Below are 11,977 nucleotides of genomic sequence, written 5' to 3' on the forward strand. Positions count from 1 at the left end.
GGATTATGTTGAAAGAAAACTTGAAACGGGAAAATAAACCAAATAAAGGCTGCGGCTGCAAGAAAGGCAAGAGACTTGACTCCTACTGTATCAGCTGCATTGTAGCATATATTGTCTTGGGAAGCCTTTTCGCTGCATTTTTGCTTTTCGCAAAGAATGTAGATAAAAATCAGGTAAGCGGGGTCATGCTTTTCCTTGTAAATCTAGCAGACGGAATCTCAAATTCCTTAAACAACTTCAAAAGCTTACCCCTTATCATAATCCTGATTCCTCTCGTTGGAGGTCCTATAGAAATGTATTTCTTCAGAAGAAGAGAAAATGCAAGAGATATGGCGATTGTGTATACGACTGTCTTAACATTTTTCCTCATTCTGGCGTTATTTCCGCAAGTGCTGGAAGGGACCATGCGTTTTGAGATCCCAAGAGCTTTGGGTCTTGGAATCAGGTTCAAAGTGGACATGTTGGGATTTATTATGCTTGTGGTATCATCCATTTTATGGGTTCTTGTCAGTATGTATGCCCATGATTATATGATGATAGAGAAACATAGAAATAGATTTTTCCTTCAGATGAGTATCACCTATGCTGGAGTGCTTGGAACAATTATGGCGGGAGATCTCATCACCATGTTCCTGTTTTTTGAACTGATGACCTTTGCATCCTATTTCCTTGTTGCGCATAATCAGTCCAAGGATTCCCTGATTGCGGGAGACATCTTCATATATATGGGAGTAGCCGGAGGGTTGGCGCTGCTTCTTGGAATTATTCTCCTTTATGTGAATACAGGAACTGTGGCATTTATTCCTTTGGCTGCAAGAGTCAGTACATTGGGAAATGTGAAATATCTCATGGCAAGCCTGTTTATGATTGGATTCGGAATCAAAGCAGGAATGCTTCCATTACATATTTGGCTTCCCAGGGCACATCCAGTTGCGCCAACTCCAGCTAGTGCACTATTGTCAGGACTAATGATCAAGATTGGTGCTTTCGGAATTCTTCGTGTGCTGACCAGCTTTTTCATGCCTGCAAAGGGAGCCTATGTCTCGTATGAGAGCCCCATTTGGGATCTCAGCATAGAACTTGGTGCTGCCATTATTTGGATTGGGATCTTCACCATGGCTGTAGGAGTTTTTATGGCTCTGCAGCAAAGCAATATAAAGAAGATGCTGGCCTATCATAGTATAAGTCAGATGGGATATATCATCATGGGAATTGGCGTGGCGGCATATCTTGGGCCCAAAGGAGCCATGGGCTTCTCTGGTGCAATCTATCACATGATCAATCATGCGCTCTTTAAAGCTCTCCTATTCATGGTAGCAGGTGTCATTTATTTAAGGACTCATGAGCTGGACATGTATAAACTTGGTGGGATGTGGAGAAAGTTACCATTTACAGCGCTGGTATGTCTTATTGCAGCCCTTGGTATTACAGGGATGCCTCTTTTTAACGGGTATGCGAGCAAATCGATTCTTCATCACGCCATCGTGGAAGCTTACGAATACGGACATCCTTCGTTCCGGTATGCCGAAATGATGTTCACTCTGATCAGTGCAGGAACCGTCACCTCATTCATTAAACTTTTTGGATTTGTTTTTGTCGGGAAAATGCCTGAGAAATATAAAAAAGTCCAAGGTGAAAGTATCATGATGAGTTTAGGGATGGGGGGATTGGCGCTTCTCATCGTTCTGATTGGTTTCTTCCCGAACTTTGTCATGGATCAGTTTATTATTCCTGCAACCCAAGGGTATGCTTACAGCAGCGATTTTATCAAGAAATATCTGATGGACATGAATTTCTTCAATTCACATGATCTGATTACTATGGTCTATGTTTATGGGATTGGTATTGCAATCTTCTATCTGGGGATCCGTTTCCATTTATTCCATCTTCATTTACCTAGGTGGATGGATGGAGATTTTGCCATGAACAAAGGGATACGGAAGAAGACTCTCGCCATGTCCAATACGTTTCTGAATGGAATAGAGACATCTATCATAAAAAGTGATGTAGTAATTTATGCTTTGGTACTTCTTGGTATCATTCTGTATCTGATTACCTAAGGAGGGATTTATGTGAATGCAGTGCGACTGGCTGTACAGCTGTGGTTGCCGGCAATACTTCTTGTCGTGAGTCTTATTGAACTCTTTCTCATTCCTCTTTTAGGAGGGAAGAGAAGAAGAGCAAGAAGAATGACCGTGCGAGGGGTTATCCTGTTAACGTTGATTTTTATGATGTCTATCTTCTCAGAGGTGCTTGATGGACCCATCGAGTACAGAATGGCAGATCTTTTCGGAAATGGAGTTGTTTTCAGGATTGATCTGTTGAGTCTGATTTTCATGATTTTTGCAGCTGTTATTTTCTTTACGGTCAGTCTGTATACAGCGGTTGATATAAAAGGCTGCGGTCGGGAACGTAGTTTTTATATGTTTTTCATGATTACATATATGGCAACCCTTGGAACGTTAATGGCTGGAGATCTACTCAGCTTCTTTTTATTTTTTGAAATCATGACATTTGCAAGTTTTGCGTTGATGGTCCATGAACGAGGTCAAAAAGTCATTGAAGCAGGAAGTATCTATATTTACTTCGGAATTGCAGGCGGACTCTCTATCCTTGCGGGTATACTGGTTCTTTCCGCGTATACTCAAAATTATGAATGGATTACATTGGGAGAAAAATTTGGTGAGATCGGTGCAGTAAAATATGTGTCTGCAGTGTTTTTTATCATCGGTTTCGGCATAAAAGCAGGTATGGTTCCTTTGCATCACTGGGTTCCGGTGGTATATCCTAAATCGCATCTATCAGTGAATGCGCTTTCTTCAGGAATACTGATGAAAATTGGTGGTTATGGAATTTTAAGACTTATTGTTTCAGTGCTTACCAGTACAAAAGGACTGCAAGAGGCGAATGTGAACACGATTCTCCTGACGCTTAAAGATGTTGGTGCAGTGGTGATCTGGATTGGCATCATAACGATGATTTTCGGGGTGATTGCAGCTCTTGAACAGGAAAAAATGGTGAGAATGCTTGCTTACCACAGTGTCAGTCAGATGGGGTATGTGATAATGGGGATTGGCGTCACTGCATATTTGGGTTTTGATGGGGCCATGGGATTTGCTGGCAGTTTTTACCATATGATCAATCATGGAATTTTTAAAGCACTGCTTTTCATGGTGGCTGGTGTTGTATTCTTTAGAACAAGAGAAAAGAATATGTACAAACTGGGAGGGCTCTACAGGAAAATGCCGTTTGCAGCAACTGTTGGTTTAATTGCTGCACTGGGAATTACAGGTATGCCGCTGTTTAATGGTTTTGCAAGCAAATCTATTCTTCACCATGCGATTATTGAAGCCTATGAGTATGGGCACCCGGCGTATCGTTGGGCGGAATATCTATTCACCTTTGTAAGTGCTTGTACAGCTGCTTCTTTTATAAAACTGTACTCTCATGTTTTCCTAGGACCAATGCCTGAAAAATTCAAATATGTGAAGGAAAAATACAATATTGGCACCATAGGCATGGTGGTATTAGCGCTTCTTGTTGTTTTCATTGGTGTATTTCCGAATTTTATCATGAATTATGCGATCATCCCGAGTGCTAGAGCGATGGAGTTTGATCCATACTTCATTGATAAGTATTTAATGTCTATGAATTTTTTCAATTCTAAGGATTTAAGCTCAATGCTCCTAGTCTATACCTCCGGGTTTATTATTTATATTGCAGGTGTAAGATTCAATCTCTTCCATTTTCATCTTCCCAAACAGTTGGATCCTGAGAGTGATTTTTATCAACCTCTTTACAAGAAATCCGGAGAACAGATACGTTCTATTTTTAAAAAGTTGGAGCAGATCATCAACGTGTCAGATGTATTTATATATGGAGTGATGCTCCTGCTTCTGATTATCCTACTCATTAGTTTTCTATAGTGTAAAAAGAAAAGCCCAATCGTTTCAGATTAACTGAGCGGTTGGGCTTTTCTGATTTTTTAAGTAGTGGGGGAGAACACTGGCCTAAATACGCGGAATAATTCAAGAAATCACGGGTTGTTAAAATTTGTCAATACCTTCATGGTTTTCTCACTATGTAATTATCTGAAAATTATAATATTGTATTTATATAGAGGACATCAATAAACAGAAAATTAAATAAATTTAAAATTAAGAATAAAGTGATATTTATAAAAATACAATAAAAATACAAATCTGAAAGTGGTTTTTAGCTGGCGAAAGATGTGGATCCTGACTCCAGAGATGTTATAAGAAAACCATTTAAACGCGCATTTTCTTGCTGCAATAATAAGAGAGAAGGGGATGGGAAGGGGGAAGAGAGAAAAATATCCACATAATAAACATTTAAATAATTATGTAAACATAAAAAAGTGAAAAATCTACCGAAAAATAACACAATATATAGATGAGTGTTTAGGTAACTTATCATACATATTGTGTTTTTGGTTATTTTTCTTGTTTTTATTCAGTTTCTTCGGCCAGAGGATTCAGTTTTACAGCTTCACGTAAGGCTTCATTATCAACATGTGTATAAATTTGTGTTGTAGAGACGTTTTCGTGTCCTAAAATCATCTGAAGGCTTCGGATATCGACCTTGCCATGCTTATACATAAGTGTTGCAGCAGTGTGACGAAGCTTGTGAGGTGAATATTTTTCATCAAATAATCCAGCAATATGCACATGTTTTTTTACTAGTATTTCCACGGTTCTCTTATTTATGGGTCTTTTGTGGGTGGACAGAAACAGGTAATCCTTATATTCGTCTTTTGTTTCGATATTGGATCGAATTGTAAGATACTGCTGTATACTGCTTACGCTGGCTTGATTAAGATAAACAACACGTTCTTTATTTCCTTTACCAATGACAGTGAGTGTATCATCTTTTATCTTACTTAATCTGATGCTGACCAGTTCGGATAAACGCATCCCGTAGTTTAAAAATAATGTGAGGATACAATAGTCTCTTTTATAATTAATGTTCTCTTTATCCATGGATCTAAGTAATGTTCTACTTTCATCCAAAGTGAGGTAGACTGGATTTCTTTTCTTGATTTTAGGTCTTTCTAGTTCTAAAGTTGGATCTTTATCGATGATACGGGCCTTAACGGATAAGTATTTAAAAAAAGTTTTGATACAGGCCGTTTTTCTTGCTCTTGCGTATGCGCTGTTATGGCGTTGCTTGTCCATATAGGATAAGAAAGCGTAAATCTCTGACAGGGACACTTTTTTCAGAAAATCATCATTGACATCGTGAATTAGAATCTCATTGAATGGTATCTCTGAGCTTACAAGTTTTCTATGCTTTTTTAGAAAGCGAAAGAATAAGCCGAGGTCATATCGGTAGGCTTCAATAGTGCTGTCGGATTTACCTCGTATTGTGCTGGAGTAGTTGAGGAAATCCAGAACTCGTTCAGGATAGATTTCGTAGAATGAAGTTGCGTTGTTGTTATCCATAAATACCATCCTTAACAGTAAATTCAGAAGGGTGATTTTGGTCATAATCCAATAAATAAACCTCTGTACTCTAATTATATCGCATTATATTCGCGAAATCAACATTTCGCGAAATAAATTATTTAAAGGAATTCACCACCTCTTCTGGTTGCTTTTGCGCTGTTTCTTCATTATTGTTGTTCAAGACTGCTGAATGATCTCCAGGATATTCATTTGTATGTTTCAACATGCTCATGTGTTCTGTGTTGTTGGGATTTTGCTCCATTATGATTGTTCAAAGCGGCTATATACTTTCATTGGCAACCGTACTTTCCATAAGTGCCTGACGCTTCAATCAGTACATTAGTTTTTCAACCATTCAGAATGCGGCTTTTTACCTTCGTTCAATATAGATTCTTTGTGTTAAAGTCTACGGATCTCATTCTTAGGTGTTCTACAGTTGGATAGATTGATAAAATTTGTCAATACCCCGAAGAAGTTCGGGGTTTTTCCTCTTCTTTTTATGCTACTATGTATTCAAGATAAGTTTTGCCCAAAGAGCTTATCACTTCAATCTATCACGCAATACGATAAAGAACTAGGAAAGAGTTGTGCTCTCCCTAGTTCTTTTTCGCTGTTTCAGATTCAATATCCTTGATCATCGATGCGCCATGGTTCACCCTTACTGCTTCTAATGAGGATCCACTGATAGTCGGTGTAGGTGCTGTTTGGGTTCAGTGCTGGGTTTTCTTCTGTTTCATCTGTAATGAACTCAGAAAGGATCACAAGGACATTTTCCGGACTGCTCCCATTGATTTTACCCCTTCCATACTTCATATAGGAATCACGGAGTGTAGTCGACGGTTCTTCTTCGTACCACAGTTTCTTCAATGTAGCACCTGGAAAACTGAAGGTTTCTTCGATGAGACTCATACCATTTCGGATCTCCTTATCCGTGAAGTTCATTGGAGTCCCCTTAATTAGCTGCTCAACCTCATTTCTAATAAAAAGACTGTTTATAGGAACCAGCTCTTCGATATTGGTTCCATCTTTGAGCTGTAAAGTGTCCCCTTCTATTTTAAAGATATAGTGTTCTTCTTTTGAAACCTCCAATATCAGCTCATCGCCGGTGATTCTATAAGTTCCTTGTGGAACATAGGATGTAGCCAAATCTCTCATGAAGACGAAAGTTTGGTCGGGTCTCAGATAGATCCAGGTGCCACCTGGAACTCTAGCTTCATTCATCAAGTATTTTCCTGAAGTTGGTACGTAATCTGTCCTTTTTGTGAATTTTACCCATTCCTGATCTATGGATACGACCACATACTCTTCTGTTTCCGTTATCAGAGCGTAGGAACCGTTATCCAAAGGGAAGTTGATCGTTCCCTCTTCGGTTGGGAATTCGGTCCCTGGTATGATGCGAGTCACTTTCTGGATCATAGATGGATCCACTTCTATTGGAAGGGTTTCTCCTGTGGTTGTGTACACCAAGCCGTCCACATATATGCTGGGTGGCTTGGTGTTTGGTGATTCTGGCACGCTTTCTGTAGTTTTGTTTTGGTTTGTGATACTGCAGCCGGAAATACTGATCAGAACTGCAGTCATGAACAATATAAAGATAGGTAGTTTTTTCATGTGCTTTCTCCTGCTAATCAAACAATTTGAGGTGATCTAAACCAATTTGCTTAAAAGGAAGCCCGAACTGTACAGGGTATTCTTCCTTTTCACTGGACTTTACGGGTTTTGTCGTAAAGTAGAGCCCATCTCCAGAGATTCGGAATGTAAGGCTCTCATAAAGTTCATCCACGTTAGGATCAAATTTCTTTTGTTCGTAAGATAATGCGTCCTCCAGCAGGCTCATGATGATCGGTTTGTAATTGAAATCAGGTTTGAATACCTGTTCCAGTGTGAGGATTTCCCCTACTGGAGAATAGACTCTAAAAAAGTTCTGGAAGACATATTGTTCATCAGGACCAGAGTAGTTCATCGATATGGAAACTGAAATATACTCTCCGCTAAATGCGATACTTCCTTCTTTATAAACAGTTCTTATATTATCAGGGGGAATCTCATCAAGGTCCAGATGTGTGATGAAATCATCCACGATGTTTTTGGGAATGGATGGAGGATACCTGTAATTTATATAGTAGTCTACCCCATCTTTGTTTTCCTGATAGGATTTACCGGTGACGTATTTATCGTAACTGCTGATCATTATGATATTAGGAGCGCTTTCGTCCAAGTAGAGATTGCCGACATCAGCAGAAAAACGTTCGTTGATTGCCAAAATATCCTTTAATTCAAGGTAAGGGATATTCAGATATTGAGTGTTGTAATGAGTGTTAAACTCTGGAGTCTCATAATCCAGAAGCAGAGCCAGTGTATTATATGATAGGAAAAACTTTGGATTATCATGGATTCCTTTAAACGGTGCAGCAAGTTCAATGCTCCCGAACCATTCCTGATATTCCTCATAGGCGAACTCTTGGTCCAAAAATCTCTTGATATAATCGTTGATGACTGTCTCATAGTCGGCATCATTTACAAAGAGATCTTCAAAATGAAGTGTTTCTCCAGTGGCAAGATCTAACGTGAGAGTCTCGGTAAAGTCTATATAGATATCTTTACTTGGATCTCCGTTACTGTATAAGAGACTGCTGTTGCTGGCTAAAGACAAAAGGTTATTGAAGCTGAAAGTTGGATAGGTATTGATATAGTGTTCCTTCAGTTCAAACTCATCGGTAATCACTCTCTTTATGCCTCGATAAGGTGGAATTGCGAGCTCCTTTCTGCTGTTATGAAAGGACTTCACTTTCTCATTGATGCTTTTCTGGAGATCTTTGTCTTTATATCCTCGTACCTGCACATAGGTTTCTCCAAACCCATCTTTCAAGTCTTTTGTCACGGTATCGGTCACTAGAGGGTTTTCAGTCATGTAGACAAAATGTACTGGAGAATAAACCTCTTTGAAGGGAGACTCATAGGGGGTCTCTGATATGCTGTTTTGTACCGGAGTGACGTTCAAGTCTTGTGGTTCTTGAGTATCTTTCTGACAGGCTGTGGAAAGAAGTACAGAAAAACATAAGGTGAGCACAGTGAGGTACTTGAATACAATACTAAGCAGTTTATTTCTTTTCTGTAATTTTAACATATCCAGCCTCCTCCATCAGGTTCTGGCCGTCCTCAGAAAGAATGTAAGAGATGATGTTTCTGACATCAGAGTCTTTTGCTTCCTCTTTTCGGATGACTGCGTAGTATGCAGTGTGAATGGGGTATTCGTGAGAACTTATGGTCTTATTGCTTGGTGCGACGCCATCTATAGAAAGGAGTTTAACTTTCTCATTCCCCCACATTTCACTGGTGTAGTAATAATAGGAGTAACCAATCCCGCTGGGCTCATTGGTATAGGCTGCCACTGTATCAATGAGCTCCCCCATCCCTGCGATGACCAGTGTGGAGGGTGCCTCCATGGGTTTCTGGTCTTTCATCACAAGATCAAGAAATCCGGTCTGACTTCCTGAGTCTACTGGTCGCTGGTATGCTGTAATCGGAAGATCCTCTCCACCCACCTCTTTCCAGTTGGTGATTTCACCTTTGTAAATACGTTGAATCTCCTCTAGAGAAAGGTTTGTCACAGGGTTATCGGCTCCAGTGAGAAAGACAAAGGCTTCACTGACAATTGGGATGACTTCAAGCTCTACATCCTCCTGGTCAGCTAGTTCCATTTCTCCGATGGAAGGGCTGGTAACGAAGATTAGATCTGCTTTTCTTTCAATGAGATTCACATAGGCTTGATGGGTTTTATTGTGCAGCACATACTGTCTGGCCGTTTCCAGATCAAGATTCATAAGGGAAGCTGCCAAGTGCTCTGAAAGTGGAATTGTTACAGTAGAACCATCAATAATGGGATAGGTTTCTGGTGTGAAGCTGGGTTTTTTCACTGGTGAAGTAGCTCTACTGCATCCTCCTGCGAAAATACCGATCACAACAACAAAAATGAGCAGTATTTGATTTTTACCATGAAATTTCATTTGTTGGCATCTCCCTTCATCAAGATCGTCTAAAAATTCTCAATTCTATTGTAGCTTTATCCGAAGATTGGGAGATGACATTTTGGAAAAGAAAAGAAAAAGCTGTCTCATAACAAGACAGCTCATGGTGATTTTCTTATTCTTTGCTCTTCACATCCACAGATTGGATCATACCATCATCCGCTACAGAAATGGAATAGTCTCTTACTTCAATGGCGGTATCTTTATCTTCCCAGTTTCGATAGTATCTGAAAGTCAAAGTGATTTCGCCTTTTTTCTGTCCAGTGAAGCGATACAGGTGTGTTCCTCCGCTTCCTACAGTACCTTCGGTGGTGGATGCGCTGTATTCGTCCTTCTCCAGCTTCAGTATGCTTGTATCATAATCATCCATTGTCCAGCTGTACCCAGTGGTGGGATTCTCTTCCAGGAGGATCTCCAGATGCGTCCCATCTTTGGTGACTTCCTCAGGCAAAGCATTCTCGGTGCAACCAAATAAAGCGAGTAGCGGTACTACCAGCACGAGACAACAAAGTGTTTTTTTGAATCTCATGGAGACTCACTTCCTTTCTTTCCTATTACAAGATAGTTGTAGCACATGAACTCAGTAAAATGACTACAATTTGATGAAATTATCATAGAAAAAAGCACCCCAAAATATGGAGGTGCTTTCTTAAGTTTCAGTTACTTCCTTAGAGACAGTGGTTTTTCCAGAATTTCACTCCAGATGATTCCTTTCTTTGCATCTGACAGATCCAGCTCAAACTCCTCACTGAAGTCAGCAGCTGCTTCATCATCCAATGTGATGATCTGAAGCCCGTCAATATCCTCCTGATCCATTTCAGAGATAAAATCAGCCGTCGATGCGGTTATATCAGGGACTGTGTTAGATACAGCAGAATCTGGCATATCCATGGATCTTTTGGCTTCTATTATTCTTCGAGCTCTCTCCTCGTCTCTTTTCTTCTCTTCAGGAGATTTTAGGATCTCTTCCCCTGCAAGAGCATTGAAGATCGTTGTCAGGCTGTCCTGAAGCGATTCTCTGCTTTTTGGGGAGGAAGAGGATGTCTGACGGGGTCTGGAGCTTGGAGAGGGATTTTGAGGTCTTTGGTTCTGTGGAAAGGAAGATCCGGGTCTTTTATTCTGAATCTGTTTTTTGTTGTTTTTTCCCAGGGCGGAAATAACCCCGAAAATAATCAGCAGTACGATAAAATCCATAGGAGACCTCCTATCTTAGTCTTCCTTCTGTGTGCCCTTCTGAGGCTGTTTTCCTGTCTGAGAAATAGCATCTCTCATATTGGTGTCAGCCATGATATTTTTCATGTTGTAATAATCGAAGGCACCAAGGTGACCTTGTCTGAATGCTTCGGAAAGAGCTTTTGGCACCTCTGCTTCTGCTTCTACTACCTTTGCTCTCATAGCCTGTACTTCAGCTCTCATTTCCTGTTCCTGAGCCACAGCCATGGCTCTTCTCTCTTCCGCCTTGGCCTGAGCGATTTTTTTGTCCGCCTGAGCCTGATCTTCCTGAAGTTTTGCACCAATGTTTCTTCCGATGTCCACGTCAGCGATATCGATGGAAAGAATTTCAAATGCAGTACCGGAATCCAGACCTTTCTTTAATACGGTGGAAGAAATGGAATCAGGGTTTTCAAGTACTGACTTATGATCTTCTGCTGAACCTACTGTGGTAACGATACCTTCACCAACTCTTGCGATGATGGTTTCCTGACCAGCTCCACCTACCAGACGGTCCAGATTAGCACGTACTGTAACTCTAGCTTTAACTTTTACTTCTATTCCGTTTTTAGCTACAGCGGAGATAAAAGGAGTTTCAATCACAATAGGGTTAACAGACATTTTAACAGCTTCCAGCACATCTCTACCAGCAAGATCTATTGCTGCCGCTCTTTCAAACTGCAGCGGAATCTGAGCTCTTTCTGCAGCGATAAGCGCATTGACCACGCGGTCCACGTTTCCACCTGCCAGATAATGGGCTTCCAGTTTGTTTCCGTTGAGATTCAGTCCTGCTTTGTCTCCCTTGATCCAAGGATTCACAATTCTGGATGGGACAACTCTTCTAAGTCTCATACCGATGAGATTGAAGAATCCCACTTTAACACCAGCTGCCAGTGCGCTGATCCATAATCCCACAGGGATGATGGTGAAAAGAAGAATCAAAGCGACTAGAATGATGATAAAAATGAAGATAGGTCCAAATAGTTCAGGCATTTCTACACAACTCCTTTATTGTTCTTTTACGATGACACGCATTCCTTCTACACTGGTGACCACGATGGCAGTTCCAGCTTCCAGAAACTCTCCTAGGGTTACAACATCCACAGGCTCTCCATCAATGATGGCGGTTCCTGCAGGCCGGAGTGTGGTTTTTGCCACTCCAGTTTTTCCGGTGAGGTCTTTCAGGCCTGGCTTAGCAGCCACATACCCGTTGTCTTTTGTTTCTTCCATGCTGAGCACAAGTTTTTTGAAAAACTTCTTTAATGGCATGCA

General features: G+C 40.6%; 10 protein-coding genes. 2 read left to right on the forward strand and 8 right to left on the reverse strand.

The features are described 5' to 3' along the window. The first annotated feature begins 5 nt into the window (after positions 1 to 5). Together DEF30_RS06660 and DEF30_RS06665 are read left to right on the forward strand one after the other, a co-directional pair. Positions 6 to 2,060, forward strand: coding sequence for a proton-conducting transporter membrane subunit (locus DEF30_RS06660; protein ID WP_294097529.1), 2,055 nt, complete (start codon positions 6 to 8; stop codon positions 2,058 to 2,060). 276 nt (positions 2,061 to 2,336) lie between these two features. Further along, positions 2,337 to 3,926 carry a complex I subunit 5 family protein gene (locus DEF30_RS06665; RefSeq protein ID WP_294097530.1) on the forward strand — a complete coding sequence of 530 codons (1,590 nt, stop codon included), beginning with the start codon at positions 2,337 to 2,339 and terminating at the stop codon, positions 3,924 to 3,926. A gap of 543 nt (positions 3,927 to 4,469) precedes the next feature. Here the strand turns inward: DEF30_RS06665 and DEF30_RS06670 are convergent. The 8 genes from DEF30_RS06670 to DEF30_RS06705 all read right to left on the reverse strand — a co-directional run bounded on the left by DEF30_RS06670 (position 4,470) and on the right by DEF30_RS06705 (position 11,974). Continuing rightward, complete coding sequence (locus DEF30_RS06670; RefSeq protein ID WP_294097531.1) at positions 4,470 to 5,462, reverse strand: tyrosine recombinase XerC; 993 nt, start codon at positions 5,460 to 5,462, stop codon at positions 4,470 to 4,472. A 624-nt stretch (positions 5,463 to 6,086) separates the two neighbouring features. Further along, the gene (locus DEF30_RS06675; protein WP_294097532.1) at positions 6,087 to 7,076 is read right to left on the reverse strand and encodes a hypothetical protein; all 990 of its coding nucleotides are present in this window, start codon (positions 7,074 to 7,076) and stop codon (positions 6,087 to 6,089) included. Positions 7,077 to 7,089: 13 nt separating this feature from the next. Continuing rightward, the gene (locus DEF30_RS06680; protein WP_294097533.1) at positions 7,090 to 8,592 is read right to left on the reverse strand and encodes a hypothetical protein; all 1,503 of its coding nucleotides are present in this window, start codon (positions 8,590 to 8,592) and stop codon (positions 7,090 to 7,092) included. Beyond that, positions 8,567 to 9,472, reverse strand: coding sequence for a substrate-binding domain-containing protein (locus DEF30_RS06685; protein ID WP_294097534.1), 906 nt, complete (start codon positions 9,470 to 9,472; stop codon positions 8,567 to 8,569). The genes DEF30_RS06680 and DEF30_RS06685 overlap by 26 nt, the downstream gene beginning before the upstream one ends. A 136-nt stretch (positions 9,473 to 9,608) precedes the next feature. Then, positions 9,609 to 10,022 (reverse strand): protease inhibitor I42 family protein, encoded by a 414-nt coding sequence (locus DEF30_RS06690; RefSeq protein ID WP_294097535.1) that lies wholly within the window; start codon positions 10,020 to 10,022, stop codon positions 9,609 to 9,611. 131 nt (positions 10,023 to 10,153) lie between these two features. Then, on the reverse strand, positions 10,154 to 10,687 hold the full coding sequence (locus tag DEF30_RS06695; protein WP_294097536.1) for a hypothetical protein: 534 nt from the start codon (positions 10,685 to 10,687) through the stop codon (positions 10,154 to 10,156). Positions 10,688 to 10,702: 15 nt separating this feature from the next. Continuing rightward, positions 10,703 to 11,698, reverse strand: a complete 996-nt coding sequence (gene floA, locus DEF30_RS06700) for a flotillin-like protein FloA (RefSeq protein WP_074909512.1) — start codon at positions 11,696 to 11,698, stop codon at positions 10,703 to 10,705. A gap of 15 nt (positions 11,699 to 11,713) precedes the next feature. Next, complete coding sequence (locus tag DEF30_RS06705; RefSeq protein ID WP_294097537.1) at positions 11,714 to 11,974, reverse strand: NfeD family protein; 261 nt, start codon at positions 11,972 to 11,974, stop codon at positions 11,714 to 11,716. Positions 11,975 to 11,977 lie beyond the last annotated feature (3 nt).

The organism is Proteiniclasticum sp. (assembly GCF_003514505.1).
GTDB lineage: Bacteria > Bacillota > Clostridia > Clostridiales > Clostridiaceae > Proteiniclasticum.

Coding starts and splice junctions, on each gene's coding strand:
- DEF30_RS06665 (WP_294097530.1), top strand. CDS start 2,337: ATGATTTTTGCAGCTGTTATTTTCTTTACGGTCAGTCTGTATACAGCG.
- DEF30_RS06705 (WP_294097537.1), bottom strand. CDS start 11,974: ATGCCATTAAAGAAGTTTTTCAAAAAACTTGTGCTCAGCATGGAAGAA.
- DEF30_RS06695 (WP_294097536.1), bottom strand. CDS start 10,687: ATGGATTTTATCGTACTGCTGATTATTTTCGGGGTTATTTCCGCCCTG.
- DEF30_RS06680 (WP_294097533.1), bottom strand. CDS start 8,592: ATGTTAAAATTACAGAAAAGAAATAAACTGCTTAGTATTGTATTCAAG.
- DEF30_RS06660 (WP_294097529.1), top strand. CDS start 6: ATGTTGAAAGAAAACTTGAAACGGGAAAATAAACCAAATAAAGGCTGC.
- DEF30_RS06685 (WP_294097534.1), bottom strand. CDS start 9,472: ATGAAATTTCATGGTAAAAATCAAATACTGCTCATTTTTGTTGTTGTG.
- DEF30_RS06690 (WP_294097535.1), bottom strand. CDS start 10,022: ATGAGATTCAAAAAAACACTTTGTTGTCTCGTGCTGGTAGTACCGCTA.
- DEF30_RS06670 (WP_294097531.1), bottom strand. CDS start 5,462: ATGGATAACAACAACGCAACTTCATTCTACGAAATCTATCCTGAACGA.
- floA (WP_074909512.1), bottom strand. CDS start 11,698: ATGCCTGAACTATTTGGACCTATCTTCATTTTTATCATCATTCTAGTC.
- DEF30_RS06675 (WP_294097532.1), bottom strand. CDS start 7,076: ATGAAAAAACTACCTATCTTTATATTGTTCATGACTGCAGTTCTGATC.